Annotated in this window: 15 protein-coding genes; 11 read left to right on the plus strand and 4 right to left on the minus strand. The window is 67.7% G+C overall.

Going from position 1 to position 17,380, the window contains the following annotated elements:
- Nucleotides 1-2: 2 nt before the first annotated feature.
- Together AB0M47_RS18735 and AB0M47_RS18740 are read right to left on the minus strand one after the other, a co-directional pair.
- Entirely contained in the window at nt 3-1,160 is a 1,158-nt protein-coding gene (locus AB0M47_RS18735) for an ATP-binding protein (RefSeq protein WP_363414932.1), read from the minus strand.
- Complete coding sequence (locus tag AB0M47_RS18740) at nt 1,157-1,810, minus strand: response regulator transcription factor (protein WP_363414935.1); 654 nt, start codon at nt 1,808-1,810, stop codon at nt 1,157-1,159. Before AB0M47_RS18740 ends, AB0M47_RS18735 begins: the two co-directional genes overlap by 4 nt.
- An 87-nt stretch (nt 1,811-1,897) precedes the next feature.
- Here AB0M47_RS18740 and AB0M47_RS18745 point away from each other — a divergent pair, with 87 nt between their 5' ends.
- The 5 genes from AB0M47_RS18745 to AB0M47_RS18765 all read left to right on the plus strand — a co-directional run bounded on the left by AB0M47_RS18745 (nt 1,898) and on the right by AB0M47_RS18765 (nt 8,734).
- Nucleotides 1,898-3,310 (plus strand): S41 family peptidase, encoded by a 1,413-nt coding sequence (locus AB0M47_RS18745; protein WP_363414938.1) that lies wholly within the window; start codon nt 1,898-1,900, stop codon nt 3,308-3,310.
- 210 nt (nt 3,311-3,520) lie between these two features.
- A complete protein-coding gene (locus AB0M47_RS18750; RefSeq protein ID WP_363414941.1) occupies nt 3,521-3,940 on the plus strand; it encodes a hypothetical protein in 420 nt (139 codons plus the stop codon).
- Nucleotides 3,941-4,085: 145 nt separating this feature from the next.
- Nucleotides 4,086-5,813 carry a hypothetical protein gene (locus tag AB0M47_RS18755; protein WP_363414944.1) on the plus strand — a complete coding sequence of 576 codons (1,728 nt, stop codon included), beginning with the start codon at nt 4,086-4,088 and terminating at the stop codon, nt 5,811-5,813.
- On the plus strand, nt 5,813-7,858 hold the full coding sequence (locus AB0M47_RS18760) for a hypothetical protein (RefSeq protein WP_363414947.1): 2,046 nt from the start codon (nt 5,813-5,815) through the stop codon (nt 7,856-7,858). The genes AB0M47_RS18755 and AB0M47_RS18760 overlap by 1 nt, the downstream gene beginning before the upstream one ends.
- 219 nt (nt 7,859-8,077) lie before the next feature.
- Entirely contained in the window at nt 8,078-8,734 is a 657-nt protein-coding gene (locus AB0M47_RS18765; RefSeq protein WP_363414950.1) for an alpha/beta hydrolase, read from the plus strand.
- A 415-nt stretch (nt 8,735-9,149) separates the two neighbouring features.
- Here AB0M47_RS18765 and AB0M47_RS18770 read toward each other — a convergent pair whose 3' ends face one another.
- Nucleotides 9,150-9,626 (minus strand): hypothetical protein, encoded by a 477-nt coding sequence (locus AB0M47_RS18770; RefSeq protein ID WP_363414953.1) that lies wholly within the window; start codon nt 9,624-9,626, stop codon nt 9,150-9,152.
- Nucleotides 9,623-10,885 carry a helix-turn-helix transcriptional regulator gene (locus tag AB0M47_RS18775; protein WP_363414956.1) on the minus strand — a complete coding sequence of 421 codons (1,263 nt, stop codon included), beginning with the start codon at nt 10,883-10,885 and terminating at the stop codon, nt 9,623-9,625. Before AB0M47_RS18775 ends, AB0M47_RS18770 begins: the two co-directional genes overlap by 4 nt.
- 320 nt (nt 10,886-11,205) lie before the next feature.
- On the opposite strand from AB0M47_RS18775, the gene AB0M47_RS18780 reads away from it, so the two are divergent.
- The 6 genes from AB0M47_RS18780 to AB0M47_RS18805 all read left to right on the plus strand — a co-directional run bounded on the left by AB0M47_RS18780 (nt 11,206) and on the right by AB0M47_RS18805 (nt 16,970).
- Nucleotides 11,206-11,892 carry a hypothetical protein gene (locus tag AB0M47_RS18780; protein WP_363414959.1) on the plus strand — a complete coding sequence of 229 codons (687 nt, stop codon included), beginning with the start codon at nt 11,206-11,208 and terminating at the stop codon, nt 11,890-11,892.
- A 426-nt stretch (nt 11,893-12,318) separates the two neighbouring features.
- On the plus strand, nt 12,319-13,407 hold the full coding sequence (locus AB0M47_RS18785; RefSeq protein ID WP_363414973.1) for a methyltransferase domain-containing protein: 1,089 nt from the start codon (nt 12,319-12,321) through the stop codon (nt 13,405-13,407).
- Nucleotides 13,408-13,604: 197 nt separating this feature from the next.
- Nucleotides 13,605-14,534 (plus strand): hypothetical protein, encoded by a 930-nt coding sequence (locus AB0M47_RS18790; RefSeq protein WP_363414962.1) that lies wholly within the window; start codon nt 13,605-13,607, stop codon nt 14,532-14,534.
- Nucleotides 14,535-14,605: 71 nt separating this feature from the next.
- Nucleotides 14,606-15,268, plus strand: a complete 663-nt coding sequence (locus AB0M47_RS18795; RefSeq protein ID WP_363414965.1) for a helix-turn-helix domain-containing protein — start codon at nt 14,606-14,608, stop codon at nt 15,266-15,268.
- 229 nt (nt 15,269-15,497) lie between these two features.
- Nucleotides 15,498-16,319, plus strand: coding sequence for a hypothetical protein (locus AB0M47_RS18800; RefSeq protein WP_363414968.1), 822 nt, complete (start codon nt 15,498-15,500; stop codon nt 16,317-16,319).
- Between the two features lie 273 nt (nt 16,320-16,592).
- Nucleotides 16,593-16,970, plus strand: coding sequence for a hypothetical protein (locus AB0M47_RS18805; protein WP_363414970.1), 378 nt, complete (start codon nt 16,593-16,595; stop codon nt 16,968-16,970).
- Nucleotides 16,971-17,380 lie beyond the last annotated feature (410 nt).

Below are 17,380 nucleotides of genomic sequence, written 5' to 3' on the forward strand. Positions count from 1 at the left end.
TCTCAGTGCGGCGGACGCATTCCCGCGCCGCCGACGGGGAAACGCACGGCCACCGCCAGACCGCCACCAGGGTTGGGCACGGCCGTGATCGTGGCGTCGTGGGCGCGTGCGATGGCGGCCACGATCGACAGGCCCAGGCCAGTGCTGTCGGCTGATCCGGTTCGCTCCGGGTGCAGCCTGCGGAAGGGTTCGAAGAGTTCGCCGACCCGATCGCCGGGAACGTCCGGGCCGGTGTTGCGAACGGTCAGGCCTGCGGCGGGTTCGACGCTGATGTCCACCTCTCCGCCGGGCCGGTTGTAGCGGATCGCGTTCTGCAGCAGGTTGGCGGCCAGCCGATGCAGCAGGACGGGGTCGCCGTCGACCGTGGCCGGTTCCAGCTGCCGCCGGATCTGGACGCCTCCGGCCGGGGTTTCGCCGATCACCTGGCGTACCAAGGTGTCGAGGCGGACCTGTTCCCTGGTCTCCAGGCCATTGTCGCCCTGGGCGAGGATCAGCAGACTGTCGATCAGCCGCTCGCTGCGACGGTTGACCTCCAGCAGCTCCTCGCGTACGCGAGCAAGCCGTTCGGGCGAAGGATCGTCCAGACCGATCTCGATCGCTGTCCGTTGGATCGCCAGCGGCGTACGCAGCTCGTGCGCGGCGTTGGCGATGAACCGGCGTTGACTGTCCGCGGAGCGTTGGAGCCGGTCCAGCATGCTGTCGAAGGTGTCGGCGAGCTCGGAGAGCTCGTCGCGCGGTCCGGCCAGCGCGATGCGGTCGGTGAGGTTGGACAGCGACAGGCGCCGCGCGGTCGCGGTGATCTGGTGCACCGGGCGCAGCAGCCGTCCTGCCAGCCACCAGCCGACCACGATCGACACGACGGTCAGGACGGCGATCGTGACGCCCGCGATGCTCCACTGGTAGCCGAGCACGGTGTCGGGCAGATAGCCGATGCCGCTGCTGTCCGACGGCAGTGATCCGCTGGTGGGCACGGGCGTCGGGGCCGCTGACGTCGAGGGGGCGGCTGCGTCCCCGATCAGGTCGAACCGCAGGTTGGTGAATCGCTTCTCCAGCTTGAGCTTCAGCAGCAGGTTGGTGATCGCCAGTACGGTGACCGAGGTGACCAGGAACAGCCCGCTGTAGACCGCGGTGAGCCGCACCCGCACGGTACGCCGCTTCACAGGTGGTATCCGACGCCGGCGACGGTGTGGATGCAGGCCGGTTCGCCGAGCTTGGCGCGCAGGCGGCTGATGATGACCCGGACCACCGTCGTGAAGGGGTCGGCGTGCTCGTCCCAGGCCGACTCCAGCAGTGTCTCCGCGCTGACCAGTGCCCCGTCGGCTCGCATGAGCACTTCGAGGACCGCGTACTCCTTGACCGACAGCGGCACGTGGCGGCCGTCGCGGAAGACCTGCCGGTGCGGGGTGTCCAGGACGATCCCGGCCCGCTGCAGCACCGGCGGGACGGGCGGCTGGCTGCGGCGTCCCAGTGCCTTGACTCGGGCGACGAGTTCGCTGAAGTCGAAGGGCTTGGGCAGGTAGTCGTCGGCGCCCAGGCTCAGCCCGGCGACCCGGTCCGGCACCGAGGCCGCAGCGGTCAACAGCAGAATCCGCGTACGCGCACCGCTGCTCGCCAGATCCCGGCAGATCACGTCGCCGTGCACCTGCGGCAGGTCGCGGTCGAGGACGAGCACGTCGTAGTCGTGTACCGCGAGCCGCTGCGAGGCCGCCAGCCCGTCGTAGGCCACGTCGACCGCCATCGCCTGCTTACGCAGCCCTTCGGCCACCAGATCGGCGAGCATCCGTTCGTCCTCGGCTACCAGGATTCGCATCCAGCCTCTGTACCAGGGGCCGTGCTTCGTCGGCGTTAACGGCTGCGTTCACACCCCTGCAACGGTCCGGCCGCGAGGGTGGGCCGCATGAGGAACAAGCTACGCATCGCAGTCGGAGTAGCGACGACGGCGCTCGTCGGCGGCATTCTGACGGTCGTGATCGTCCCGGCCGGATCCGCCGAGTCGTCCAGCCGCCCACCCGCCTGCACCGCGCCCACCGGGCAGGTCGGGCAGCCGACCACCCCTGCCCCACTGCAGCCGACCACGATCACCACCATCGGCCAGGCCTACTACTGCATCTTCGACAACTACTACAGCGGGCCGGAACTGGACGACCGCACGTTGCTGGTGCCCGCCTTCGCCGCGCTCACCCAGGAGCTGCAACGCCGAGGCATCGATCAACCGCGTGCCACCCTGCCGGCCTTGACCGGCCGCAAGGACGCCGACTGGACCGCGTTCAGCCGCACCTACACCGCCATCGCCGCCGCGCTGCCCGACGATGCCGCTGTCCGGCAGGCCGTCGCGGAAGCCACCCTGCTCGGCATGGTGTCGGCGCTCGACGACAACCACGCCCGATGGACCCGCGGGCAGCAGCGCAGCCTGCTCGGCATGAAGTTCTCCGGACTCCGGGTCGACGGCGCCGATCCGGTCGTCACCGCACCGGTCTTCGTCACCACGGTCGCCGCGGGCAGTGGCGCGGCCAGCGCCGGGATCAAGCCCGGCGATGAAGTGGTCGCCGTCAACGGGGTGCCGCTGATCCTCAACGGAAGTGTGTCCGAAGGCGTCGTCCAGTGGCTGAACACAGCGTCGCCGGCCCAGCAGATCACCTTCACGCTGCACCGGCCGGCCACCGACACGACCTTCACCACCACGGTGACCCCGGTCGACTTCCCGCAACAGAGCCCGAAGGCCGACGCCACCCTGCTGCCCGGCGACATCGCCGAGGTCACCATCCCCGCCTTCACTCCGGGTGTCGCCGACCAGGTGCTCAACGCCATCGCCGAGCTACGCAAGACTGCCTCGGTACGCGGTCTCATCCTCGATATGCGTGGCAACGGCGGCGGCGTCGGCGCGGAGCTCCTGCGGCTGCTGGGGGCGTTCGTGCACGGCAAGCCCACGAGTTACTGGTGCGACGTGCGCGACAAGTGCACCGCCAACCACGCCGATGACACGGTGGCGCTGGTGAACCTGCCGTTGGTCGTGCTCACCGACCGCAACTGCGCCTCGGCGTGCGACTCGTTCGCCAGCACCGTCAAAGACCTCCACCTCGGTACGCTCGTCGGCACGCGTACCGCGGGCATGGTGTCCGGCCCGACCCTGCCGTACGCGCTCGACGACAACAGCGAGCTGACCCTGCCCAGCCACCGCGAGATCGGCGCGAACCGGGAAACGGTCGACACGGTCGGCGTCGCACCCGACCACCTGGCGCCGGCGACGGCAGCCGACCTGTCGGCGGGACGAGACGCCGCCCTCACTAAGGCGCTGGCCCTGCTGCGATAGCGGGATCCGGCCACGCCCGGCTTGCTGGGCGTGGCCGTCCCAGCGTCCGACGCCGCCAGCAGACCCTGCAGGTGCTGAGTCACTCGACGCGGTTCAGCGTTCGCACGGGTTCTCCCCTCGGGCGGTGGCGGCTGGGATATCGTCGGCGGGGTCAGGCGGTTCCGCTGGGCGTATCAGCGCTCGTCAGCCGCCCATGGTGAGGGGAAGCGCGTGGAACGCGGCGAGGTCTGGTGGGCGTTCATCGGCGAGAGGTGCCCGATCGTCCTGCTGTCGGGCGGCGACGAGCCTGAACTCCGGGCGATGCATATCGTGGCCCCGGCCACCGCCGACGAGAAGCACGGGTACGTAGTGCTGTCCGGAGAGCAGGCCGCCGACCCGCGGGTAGTCCAGCAGGTCCTCGACTCGGCTGACTCCGGCATCGGCGGTGTCGGCGTCGAAGTGGCGATCGGCCCCCACGAAGGACTTCCGCACGATGGCGTCGTGCGCATGGCACTACCTCGTGACGGTCGCATCTTCTGCACATGGCTGGTGACCCTGACGCGGCAAAGCTTGCTCGAGCGGGCCGGCAGATTGTCAGGCCCGAAGCTCGATCAGCTTGGCAATGCGCTGCGTCTAGCGCGAATCGAATAACGGCGCTACGGAGGTTGCGGCCGGCGTCGTCGCTTGGCAGCCGTCAAGGTTCCGACACCGGTCCACCCTGGTGCTCCAGCTATGGCCCACCTGGGGGTCGGCGACCTGACAGTCCCCTGTGGCACTCGCTTCTACGGTGCCACCTATGACTGAACCGAGTGCCGCGCCATTGGTCGCCCTCGAAGCCTCGGGCCAGGCGACCATCCTCAGCTACAACGTGCCGGAACCGACGTCGTACGCGGGCCGCAACTACATCGAGCTGCCGTTCGACGATCACTATTTCACCGCAGCGGGCAAGGTGGTCCCGGACCGGGCGAAGCTGGCCAACCGTCCCCTGACCGAGATCACGTCCGTCGTCGCCGCATCGCTCGACGGCGCCGCCGATCCGCGCGAGTTCCCGCTCGTCGCGTACGCGACCCGCGGCCTGGCCGGATTCGCCAGCCGACCGGCACGGACGCGAGGCGGCACGGCGGCCCGGCAATGGAACCCGGACACCGGCGAATCCACGGACCTGCCCGGCCCGGACGACGAGGACAGCGGTCACCACGGCGGCCAGCACGGCGGCCAGAACAGTGGCCAGCAGGGCGGTGACCAGGAGGACGACCCGGTGGGTCCCGGCACGATCGCGTCCCACATCCAGGCCGGCCTGACCCCGGTGGTCTACACGTCGTTGTGGGGAACGGACGTCTCCACCTGGATTCCGACCGCCCAGACCGCCGAACCGAGGCTCTACCTCGTCGAGGAGTACCGCCTGTCCACCTATCTCGGCTCCTACGGCGCGGGCCGGGTCGTGCAGACGATGACGCTGCTGCCAGGTGAGAAGACGACCATCAGCGTCAAGTCCTACACCCAGTCGACCACGACGCAGTCCGAGGCGTCGAGCATCCTGGACTCGTTCTCGGAGCAGAGCGCGACCGACTTCGAGTCGGCCGTGGAGAGCGAGCAGTCCGACCAGTCCACCTACGCCAAGAGCTTCGAGTACAAGGCGGAAGCCTCCGCCTCCTGGGGTTTCGGCATGGTCAAGGTGGGCGGCGGGGTCGCCGGGTCGACGAACTCCAGCCGTGAGGAGGCCGCCAAGAACGTGGCATCGGCGACCGAGAAGACCTCGGCGAGCGCCTCGTCCAAGCGGGACGTGCAGATCAACACGAGCTCCGAGGTGTCCACGGAGGTCGGCTCGGAGACCTCGATCACCCGGGAGATCTCCAACATCAACCTCTCGGCACCGCTCAACTTCGTGTTCCGGCAGATGAACCAGGAGTTCATCACCATCCTGCATCTGGTCGACGTGCGAGTCGCGTTCTTCAACAACTTCGCCGAGTCCAAACAGGAGCGTCCGCTGCCCGAGCTGGGTGCGCTGCTGGACGAGGTGATGGTCGACGACGCCGACAAGCGCCAGGAGGTCCGGGCCGAGATCCTGCACGCGCTGAACACCGTCGCCGACTGGCGCGGCCAGCCCGTACGCGACGCGATCCGGCAGCGGTCGTACCCGGAACGCGACGGCTCGGTCACCAAAGTGTGGCAGTTCAACCGCGATCTCGTCACCGAGTACGAGGACCCGGCCACCGGCGCGGCCTTCACCGTGCCCGGCGTCATCCTGTCGGTGCAGAAGAACGTCATGCGCACCGAAGGCATCGTCGTGGAGGCGCTCATGGGCGTCGCGCCCGCCCTCGACCCGTACAACACGGCCTTGCAGGAGGAGGCGCTCAAGGAGCGCCGGGCGGCCAACACCGCGGCCGAACTGGCCAACCGGCGCGAGGAACTCGCTCAGCGCATCGTCAGCAGCGGCGCGACCAACCTCGCCGACACCTACGTCCGCCTCTTCGTCCCGGACCCCGCGCCGGCCACGGACACTCCCGCCCCGCCGGCGGCCTGATGGTCACGTCGGCTCGCGCTTTCGATCAGACGGTACGCACACCGGCCGGACTGCTCGGTGGGCTGCCCACCGCGGGGCCGGCCGGCGCCGATCCCGCCGCCGACCAGGTCACCGGCGACGCCGTGGTCGCAGCGGTCGCCGTACGCCCAGCCGACAGTCTGCCGCCGGGCGCGACGGATCCCGCCGCCCGGGCGACGGTTGACGACCTCAGCGAGCTGATCGACCGGACGTTGCTGACCTATCTGGACGGCGAGCCCGACATCGGGCCGCTGGTCGAGGCGATCACCACCCGGCTCTCGCCCGATCCGGCCGCGCTCGCCGACGTCTTCCAGCTCGTCTGGGACAAGTCGACCGTCTTGTGGACACGGGCTAGCGACGATCTGATGCGAGGCCGGGACTGGGCCGAGAGCGGGGCGCTGCAACTGGGCTTCGGTCCGCTCGGCCTGCTCGCCCCGGCCGTCTACGACCTCGCCAAGCCGGTCATGGCCACCTTCGCCGCGTCGCTGCCCCCGCTGTCGGAGTACCCCGACGTGCTGCAGGCGGCGTACCGGGACATGACCGAGTTCGCGGCCGGGGTCGAGGAAGGCTTGTCCGGCAGCGGGCTGTGCGAGCTGTCGTTCTACACCGAGATCTTCGACAACCTCACCGCCAGCGTCCAGCAACACCTCGTCGTGGCGAACACGGTCATCCAGGCCGGCATGGTCGCCGGACTCGTGGAGCGGCTGGTCGGCGACCTGCTCGGCGTGGTGGCACTGGTTTTGTTGCTGTCGTCGGGACCGATCCTCGTCGCCCTCATCTGCTTCGTCGTCTACTCGATGTGGCAGGCCGGGCAGGAGAAACTGGCGCACGAAGCAGGCGCGATGCTCGCCACCGCCGCCGCGCAGCCGTTCGTGACGCTGCACTCCGCCACGGTCGGCGTCGATCTCCTGTTCCAGCTGGGCCGGATCCTGGGTCCGATCATCTTCGACATCCTGCTGTTCGCCATCGGCGAGGAACCGATAGAACTCGCGGTGAAGGGAGCACGACAGGCGACGCGGGTGGCCGACATCTTCGAACGGCTCAAGCCGTTCCTGCCCGCGACGAAGGAAGCGGAACTGCTCATCGACCGGGTGGCACAGGAGGGCATGGAACTGCTGCAGTGGTTCAAGCCCACGCTTCTGCATTACGACACCGCGCTCGACGACGTATTCCTGCGTGTGCTGACGCTCGACGGGTCGGACACGATCCTGCGCGACATCCGCGAGTACGTCGAGGCGACCGTCGAGGGCGACGCCGTCCACGAGCTCATCCGGCGAATGATCACCGCGGTCGATCAGATGACCAAGCAGCAGGTGGAGGGCCTGTTGTTCCTCAGCGAGCACCGGCCGCACACCAACGCCAGCCCGAAGTATCCCGGCCCCATGTTCGGCGAGATCAACTGGACCGACGTCCTCGAATTCGCCCCCGGGACGATGGAGGGCCCGCCGGAAGAGCTGTTCGACCTGCTGGGCGCGATCGCTCCGCGCGTCCTGCGCAACGACAGCGGCATCACCAAAGTCATCTTCGACTTCGCCATGGGCGGCAGCAACTACACGGGCGCGTCCGGGGCGCTGCTCGCCGCGAAGAAGCTCATCACCGACAACCCGGCGGCCCTGCTGCGGTTCGAGGTCGACGACACCAACCGCGTGATCGACATCGTCACGTACCTGATCGAGACCGTCCAACAGGACGACGAGGTCGTCGAGCGGCTGGTCCTCGACCTCATCGCCGAGGTCAAGTCGCTGCCGAGCGGCGTACTCGACGGACGGCAGCGCTCCGGGCTGATCAAGCAGATGCGCAAGGACCTCGTGCGCCACGCCACAATGGGTGACGCCGACCTCGACCGGCTCGTCTGGTTGCTCGATCCCCGCGGGTACCCTGCCCTGCGCGCCAAACTGTGGGTGATGTTCCGGGAGGCGTTCGACGCGGAGCGCGGGAACATCGCCAAGCTCGTCGACCTCAACCGATTCCGGCAGGGTCTGGAGGACAAGATCGCCCGGGATATCCTCGTCCAGCCCTACCTGTGAGCCCATGGTCGCCTCGGCCGGGTGGCTAACGGGATGAACGGTCACGGGCGTCGCGCAGCGCCAGGTATTCGTCAAGCATCGGCTCTGGCTCCTCTTACGTCTCATCGGTCCAATGCCAGCAGCGGATGCCGTCGCCACGATCGCACTGAATTCCTCGGTCGCCGTTTCGACAGCAACCGATGCGTTCGGCCACGGCGTTGAAGATGTTGATTGGAGGTCATGGTGAAACCGTTGCTGATATTGATACACGGGGTGGCGCGGACTAGCCGGATGTGGGCACCGCATCTCCCGCTGCTTCAACCACAGGTCGACGTCATCGCCCCGGACCTGCCCGGGTTCGGCGTCACCACCGGTCCGTTCCGATTCGACGAGGCGGTCGCCCAGGTCGCCGCTGACCTGGATGCCGGGCTTGGTACTGGCGGCGGGCGTACCGCCTATGTATGTGGTGATTCCGCGGGCGCGATGGTCGCACTGAGGTTGGCCGTTCGGCGGCCCGAAGCCGTCACTGGTCTGATCGTCTCCGGTGTGCAGGTGCATCCGCCGCGTGTGTTGCTCGCCCTGCAGGGCGTCTTCATGCGCGCGATCCCGGCGGCCCGCTATAGCGAGGACGATCCAGGCGTGACGAAGGAGAGCGTGCTGACGGCGGTGCGTGAGCTGGGACGTGTGGATCTGCGCCCCGACTTGGCGGCTGTCCGTGCCCGGACGCTTGTTGTCTGTGGGGAGCAGGATCGGGCGAACCTTTCGGCGGCCCGGCGTGCGGCGGCTGGAATCGCCGGAGCGCAACTTCGCGTGCAGCCCGACGCAGGCCATCTCTGGAGCGAGGCCGAACCGGAGGCCTTCAGTCGCATGCTCCTCGATTGGGCGGTGCCCAGCTGAAGCTCACGGATGCGGCTGCGAGCGAATAGCGGACTTCGACTGCCGACCCAGCCAGATCAACCCCTGACCTGCTGATTCAAGGTTTCCTGCGAGGTCGGTTCTATCCCGTCTCCCCCATGTTCTCTGGCGTAAACCCGATCATTCGAGAAACACGACGCGAAGAAACAGCTCAGGGCAGCTCTGGTCACCACCGCGGCCACAAGCGCGCTGGCAACATTGGGTAACGCCACACCCGCACACGGTCATCGGAACTATCGTCCTACGTATACTCGGTCGGCGGCGGGAGCTGGCGGGCTCCATCGCTCACGAAGACAACGGCGACATCTTCTATCTCAGGGACAGCCTCTCCGACGGGCACGGCATCCGGGACGCTGTCGTCGACGGCAGGCGCGTGCCACCTCGAGGCTTTGGTGGTTCAGCCTCGGCTAGCGCCTGCTGGCCAGATGACCTCGACCGTCTTCCCCATATCGCGCGCATAGGCCACGACGTCAGCGGTGCCACCGTAGGCGCGGGCGGGTAGGCCGTCCCAGATGGCGACGAGGATGTCGGCGCGGTCGACCATGTATTCGCTGGCGGCTTGGTGGGCTTCGGATGTGGATTCCGTGTATTCGAGCTGGTGGACCTGACTGGCCTCGCTGAGGAGCCGATCGTAGGTGGGCCAGCATTCGGAGGGTAAGGCCTGGCGGTATTTGGTGGCGGGTACGACGACTTCGAGGCGACCGCCGAGTTCGAGGACGGCGTGGGCGAAGAGTTGGTCGGCTCCGTCTGCGATGCAGGATATGCCGACTAGGTCTGGACCGTGTTGGCCGAGGGTTTCGCGTAGTGCTTGGTTGACGAGTCGCTCGGTGGCCTCGGGTAGTCCTCGATGGCCGCTGACGGCTACTCGCGTCACAGGTCCTCCTCGTATGACATGGAAAGTTGGCGGTCTAGTTCGGTTGTGGCGGTGCTGCGTGCGATGCTCAGATCGCTGCGGAAGCGGCTGACGGCGCGGATCACCCGTTCCGAGCCGAGGGTGCGGCCGGTTGCGAGTGCTTGGATTGCCAATGCGCAGGCTTGGTCTATGGCGCCGGGTGTGCGACTGGAGGCGACGATCGATGCTCGGGCGACGGTCGACATTGCCTTTTGTTTGGGGGAGGCGGGAGTGTGGTCGGCGATGGCGAAGTAGGTTTCGGCGGTCTTGTAGTGACCGAGGCGGCCTGCGACGATGGCGCGGTAGCCTGCGAGTTTGCGTTCGTCGAAGTGGAACAGCCATGGCCACACTGGCTCGGTGTTCGTGGCTTTGCGCATGCGCCGTTCGGCGGAGTCGAGAATGCTGAGCGCGTTGCGTTCGCCGAGGTGGGCCAGCGCGGTGGCTTCGAGTGCGTCGAGCCATAGCAGCGCGATCGGTGGGGCGGATCGGGGTAGCTGGGTTCGGGCTTCGGTGAGTAGTTCGCGGCCTTGGGCTGCTGCGCCGACGGATGTGGCGAATTGGCCGAGGCTGCCGCGCATGTAGCAGGTCAGCAGGGCGTTTCCGGACAGCGAGGCGGCCTTGATCGCTTTGCGATAGTAGCGGCGAGCGTTGGCCTGTTCGTCTAGGTCGGCGTATAGCCACGCGGTGAACCCAGCGGCTTCGCTTTCGACGCCGCTGAGGCGGCGGGCGGGGCTTCCTTCGCCTGCGCGGTGTCGGATTACTCGGGTCAGTTCTGAGTGCGCGACTGCGGAACCGAGGACGGCTCGGGTCGGAGTGTGCTGTTCGAATCGTCGGAGAATCGCGGTGGATTCGGCGAGCAGACTCTCGTCGCCACCGCCCGAGGAGATGCCGTAGGCGGACAGTAGTGCGAGTCCGGCTGCGCCGGCTCCGGCTCCTAAGACTTGTCTGCGGTTCGTGGGGTCCTCCGGTTGCGCGGGCGCCAGGCCAGCCAATGGCCTCGGTATCCCGAGTCCATCACACAGGGAGCGGACGGTTCCAATCCCCGGCTCCTGGCTCTGTCCGTTCATCAACCGTGACACATATGACTGGCTCACGCCCGTTGCTGCCGCGATCGCGACCTGAGTGAGACTCGTCGCCTCGACAAGCTGGTGGAGTGCGGTTTGCCAGTCGCCTTCGCCGACCGCTCTCACGAATGACGGATCGGTCAGCAAGCCCTGTGGGACGAGGCTTTTCTCAGCCACGCCGGGGTCGACGGCACACCCCTGGCATCGGCGCCCGGCGTTGTACCGGCTTAGGGCGGTACCGCATTCGTCGCATCGCCGTGTGGCACCCATGCAGTCCCCCTGCTCGCCGTATTCGTCCCTGCATAGCTGGTCTTGATTATGCGGCAACGCATCCGGGTTTCACCGTCAGGAGATCACTCTAGGTAGCGCAACGTGTTCTACCAACGGACTTCGCCGCTCGTGGTCTTCCATGACGAGGGCGGTGATGGCGGGTGTGGCCTGTCTTCGCAGAGGCAGGTTGCACCCGCGTGATCGAGATAGGGGCCCACGTGACTGGGATGGCCGCGGTGATCGAGCTTGAAGACCGTCCGACGGTGCCGGCCGAACTGCCCAATCGAGGTGGCTGCACGGCGTTCGCCGCCTGCAGAGCGACGTTTCGGTTTTCCTACGCCAGTTGCGCCCAGCCTCCGACGTACCGGACGGCTCAGGATGGCACAAATCAGGGCCGTGGATGTGAGGACGGGTCGATGGTCGTGTTGATCGAGATGGACAAGTCGGATGTCGACGAGGTCGTGGAGGCGCGTCGGGTGCTGCTGGTTCACCACCCCTGCCTTGGATGGCTTGTGTGTTGGGTGTTTGGAGTTTGCGTGCAGGTTCGCTCGGTTCCCGTGTCCACAGGCTGTATGGGCGCGAGGAGTCTTGTCGGCCGGTGGGGATGGTGGGCGGGCGTGATGGTGTTGTTCTCGCCGGTCTTGGCTGTCCGCAGTGCTGCCCGGGAGCAGATTTATCGGGTGTTGTTGGTGGCTCCGGACCGGTCGTGGCAGATCGCGGAGCTGTCCGCGCATCTGCCTGGGGTGTCGGTCGAGGCGGTCCGTACGACGCTGTATCTGATGTTGGGTGATCAGCTGGTGGAGCCGATGCCGGGCCATCGGAGCTTGACGTTGCGGCTCAGCGGTCGTGGCCGTACCGCCGTTGAACAGATCGTTGCCTCGTGGACGGTCGCCGTCCGGCGGGAGGCGTCGTGACCCTGGTTCGAGGTGTTGTACCGGCTGATGCTCTGGCCGGGCCGGAGGTGGCGCATCGGGTGCTCGCCGAGCATTTGCGATCCGATCTGTGCGGGCGGTGTGTGGCGTGCGGGGAGTTGGAGCCGTGCCGTCGGCGGGTGACCGCGCACGCGGTGTTGCACGGGCACCGGCAGCTTCCCCGACGCCGTCCACTCGAACTGGTCCACACACACGGCGTCGGCCGTGGCACGACCACGGCCGAGTCGTTCAACGGTTTCGAGCCCCGATCATGACCGGTTGTCTACCTGCCGGCGTCGGCGCGCCCGGCGGTCTGGCCGATGCCCCGCAGGCAGCGGGGCATCCTGCTCGCCGCTCATGCCCAAATCCTGGCGGTTTGAGGGGTGGTGTGGGTTGAGCGGGGCGTGGCGTGTTCATGCTGAGCAGTTGGTGCGGGTCTTGGCGGGCAGGGGTGTGCTCGGGCCGGGGTGGGGTGCGGCGTTCGCGCAGACGCCCCGGCATGCGTTCGTCCCGTTCTATCTCGACGGTGACACGATCACCGTCGCGCACACTGAGTCTGGGCTGGGCCAGGTGTACTCCGACCGGCCGCTGATCACCGAGCTCGGTCTGTTGGACCGGGCTGGTTCGTTGGCGGGGTCGGGGCAGCCGTCGGTGACGGCGCAGATGCTGGACTGGCTGGCCGTCGATGCCGGCGATCGGGTGCTGCAGATCGGTATCGGTACCGGCTACGAGACAGCGCTGCTGTGTCACCGGGTCGGTGACACGCAGGTGACCGGTGTCGACGCCGACGAGCAGGTGATGTTGACGGCCAAGGTCCGCCTGGCCGGGGTCGGCCACCGGCCGCACCTGTCCGCCGCGGACCTCACCGACGGCGCAGCGGGTGGTGGCTCGTTCGGGCGGATCCTGTCCATGGTGGCGGTGCCGTCGCTGCCCCCAGCCTGGGTCACCCAGCTAGCACGCGGTGGCCGGGTCGTGGCCGAGATCCGTGGTCCGTTGGCGTCGGCGGTGCTGGTCGCGGACAAGACCACACCGTCGGCGGTGCGGGGCCGGTTCCGTGACCTGTCGCCCCACTACCCGCCAGCCGCTCCCATGCCAGCGGTGCAGCCGCAGCTTCAGCCGGCGAGCTGGTTCCAGCCGGCGCAGGCCCGTTATGCGTCCACCGTTGAGGTTCCCGCGGATGCGTTCGACGACCGGGACTTCCGGTTCCTGCTGCAACTGTCCATCCCAGGCCTCAGCCCGATAGCCGACCAGGCCCCGGACGGCACCCCGGGGGTGTTCCTGCACGCCGCCGACGGCTCGTGGCTGCTGTACAAACCGACCGGCCCCTGCGGCGGCGAGATCGCGGACGGTGGCCCGCAGCCGCTGTGGGAGATCATCGACAACCTGTGGCAACGCTGGCACGCCTGGCATCTGCCGGGCATCGCCCGCCTCGGCATGACCTGCCACGACGACGGCCGCAGCTACCTCTGGCTCGACCAGGAATCCACAACCGTAACGACGCTCCCACCGCCGCCCTAACCCGGCAAGACCGGCCGACAGGGCAGACCTGCGCTACGTCCCACGCCATCGATGGCACGCCGTCATCGCCTCACCAGCGCAAAATTCGCGGCCCAGACCCGCCAGCCACACCTTGGCGCCCAGCCACACCCCCGCCGGCCCGGCATCACACCAGGCCGAGCCGAGCTTTCACCTATCCTGAACGGAGCACACTGTCGATGATCGAGACTGAACCCCTGACATCGTGGCAGCAGGATCAGCGCATCACGGCTCCGGCAGTGCCTCTCGGCGAGCTGTTCCGGCAGATCGACGGCCGGTACATCACCAACACCGACGTCACCAACCAACCCGGACACTGGATCGAATCACCACGGCCCCAGTTCGACGAAGACGGCGGCTGCCACGTCCCCGGCCTGGGTTACCGGCGGTGGACCTTCGCCGAGCACGAGGCCTATGCGGTGACGATGCACGACCGGCACCGGCCGGTTATCACCAGCCGCTTCCCATGGTGTCGTGCGACCTGCTCTGGCTGCCCCGGGCGCGCGGGGTTCGCGTCCTGCCCGGACGCCAGGTGGGCGCTGTCGATCCGCACTCTGCTTCGGCTGCTGCGAGGTGGTACGTTGCTGCTCGCCGCCCACTCGTTGCCCGCTCCGGTTGCACCGCAGGACACTGCGGTGGGCCGACACATCGACTACCGGATCCTGGTGCCGGGAACCCTTGGCCCGACCGATCTGAGCGTGTACTGCGACGGGTCGATCCATGACGCCTACCACCAGCCGCAGATCCTGACCGCCCAGCAGCTTCGCGTCGACATCCGGCACGTGCTGCGCCGACACCATCCGATCGGATGTCCGCTCCGACTCGACCGCAGCTGGCCGTGGCTGGCCATCAACGACCAGCGGATCTGCTACGAGTGCGCCAACGGCGACGGCAGTAGCTGGCAGGTGGGCTGGTGCGAAGCCCGCGAATGGGCCCTAGCGTGGCGGCAAGCCCCCGCATGGCTGCTGGCCTGCGTCGGCGTGCCCTGCACAGACTGGGCAAAGCCGCTGCATCCGCAGATCGCCGCCCATACGTTCCACTGCACGGCCGACCAACGCTCACGCAAACGCGCTGCTCCCGTCGCCGCGGCCATGCGGAGCACCCAGTGAACCGCCGACTGCCCACAACAGACGTAGACAGGACCGCACACGGCATGTGGTCGGCATACGTCCAGGCCTGCATGCAACTCGGCCGACAGCTGGCCGCCTACCGGAAGCACGCCGGATGGACGCAGAAACACCTCGCCGCCGTGATGCGGCGCAGCATCTCCGCGATCAGCGCCGCCGAGAACGGCCACAACCCCCACGACGCCGGCTTCTGGCGCACCGCCGACCTCCTCCTAGTCACCGGCGGCACCCTCGCCCAAGCCTGGGTTCCCGTCGCGCAACTCAAACAAGCAGCCAACACCCAAGCCGCCACCGAACGACTCCGCAAGCAGGCTGACCTCATGTCCAAGGAACTGGACAAGGAGTGCCGCAACCCAGCCGACTGCCTGTGCCTGGTCGCGGTGGCCTACTGGACCGGCCGCGAGATCCGCGCCCTGCGCGTCGCACTGCGACACGGCTTCCCCGACTGGGCGAACCTGTTGGACGCCGATCTGGAGACCGTCTACGGCTGGGAGAAACCCCACGCCACCATGCCACGCCTGGAACACCAGCTTCTGCTCGACCGGCTGCTCGCCGACGCGCCCGTAGACGCCCGCGCCCGATTCCGGCAACTCGTCACGGCCACTCCGCGACCGCGCATTCAGCCGCAGCAGCCCGACGTGACCGCCGATCAACGCGCCCAACAACGTCGACCGCTTCTGTCCGACTACGTACCGCAAGTGCCGACGAGGCCCTGATCCGAGTCCGTGGTCCTCACCAAACTGCGCATTCAATTCACCCGCTGCGAAAGCTCGGCGACGCCAGCAAGCGCGCCACCCGCGCCCCCGGCACACGACCCGAACAGCTCGGCGAGCTGAGCCGCGCCCACCACAACCTCGACCGCCACGACGCCACGACGCCGCGACGCCCCGGCGCTCAGCGGCGGTGCTTCCTCATACCCAGCCGTTAACCAACCCTGGAGTGCCGATGCCCACCACCATCACGCCACCACCCGACCCCGCCGACCAGCCACACAACCTCGGCAACCCCACGCCTTCCACCGGGCCAACCGTGTCCGGCCGCCGCATCCTGATCTGGGTACTGGCGGGCATCGCGACGGCCATGAGCGTGCTCGCCACCTGCACCGCGACGATCGCCATGACCCGCCCCTGGGCGTCCCGAATCACCCCCATCACCGCGAGCCCGACCGTGGCAACCCGGGCCGCCGAATCCGTCCAAGCCGACACCGCCCACCAGCTCGCCCAGATCATGACCGTCCTGATCACCGCCGCCGACTATCCCAAGCCCACAACGGGCAGGGCACATTTCACCACCGCCCCGTGCCGCTACCGCACCAGCATCTACCGGATCGCCGGCTTCGACGGCATCCCACTGCCGCTCAACCAGATCCCGACGGCAGCGACCGCCTTCCGCGACGGCATCACACACGCCGGATACATCGTGGACAGCACCACCTGGGGCGACCACAACACCATCCGCATCCACTTCCACACCCGAGGCTTCGAAGCCACCCTCGCCAACGGTCCACCCGCCGCCAACATGGCAAGTCTGAGCATCTACCTCATATCCGACTGCTACCGCAGCCCAGACGACATCTTCCCGCTGAACGTCCCTCAGCTACAGCCGATTCCGGGCACGCGGTCGCCGCACACCCTCGTTCAGGCCGGCGACGATGCGCAGTGCGGACTGATCCGGAGCCCGCGGGACGTCCGGATCACCGACGGCAGCCGCAAAGCCCAAGATCAGCCTGATCAGCTGATCCACCAGGAATACCGGCCGGCGGTGTGATCGCCCAATTGCCCTGGCGCACCACGGACACGGCCATGCCAGACAGGTCACGATGCGTATCGTTGCGCCAACACCCGAGCGAAGCACGCTGTTCACCGAGATCCAGGACGTCGAGGTCGTCGACCTTAATGCTCGCGTCGTAACTCGCCACGGAGCGCCCCTCGGGCACGCGCCTCAGTCAGCCGGCTATTGGGCGCACGGTGATCGGCGACGTATCGCACGACGACAATGTAGAGGTCACGCCGCCCTCGGCCGCGACGAAACCCCCTGCAAGTGCCGGAGCTGGGCGAAGCTGCGCTCAGCGAAATCGGCCAGAACGCAGAGCGCTGGTACGCCGGCCATGCCGCCCGTCCTCGTGAGCAGATCAATGGCGCCGATGACCTGGCGCAGGTCCGGTCCTGTCTGGACCATCGACGGTTCGACAACGACAACGACATCGACGACGGCGATAAGTCCGTCACTGCGGCGGACATCCACGGGATTCGGGTGCAGAACGGCTCGTCGGCGTCGATGGGATTGGTTCAGGTCACGGCGAGCGTCGTCGACAGACAAGATGGGTCGGCTGCGGAAGGATCGGCTGGGCCGTATCTGGGCTGGGTTGGCTTCTTATCTGGATGTGGCGTCTTGGGGTTCCCTGAAAGGGAAGTCTGACCTGTCAACATCCGTGTGAGACCGGTGTTGAGCTGCCGATACCTCGCTCTGGGGGTAGCAGTAGGGGGAGCAGTGCGTCAGAGCCCCCTACTGCCGGGGCCGCTGCCACTCCCGCTGCCGTTTGTCGTACGCCGCACGCCCGGCGCCACGTCTATGGCCAGAGCGAAAACTTTTCCATGATCGCCTGTAATCAGAGGCCCCAAAATCGGCTTTAGAGAGTGCGGGATTACTGGCACCAGCCGCCCCGCGAACCTCGCTCAACAACTGAACACGGACCTGAGACGACTGGTGTCACCAGCCGTCCCGGGAAACCCTGCCCAAAATCCGGAGTTCCTTGCCTGGTCTCCGAGCCCGCCGGCAGGCAGGCGAACAGCCAGGCCCCTCGTACAGCTGCGCGACGTGGGCGCGCC

Origin of the sequence: Hamadaea sp. NPDC051192 (assembly GCF_040682475.1) — a bacterium.
Taxonomy (GTDB): Bacteria; Actinomycetota; Actinomycetes; order Mycobacteriales; family Micromonosporaceae; genus Hamadaea; species Hamadaea flava.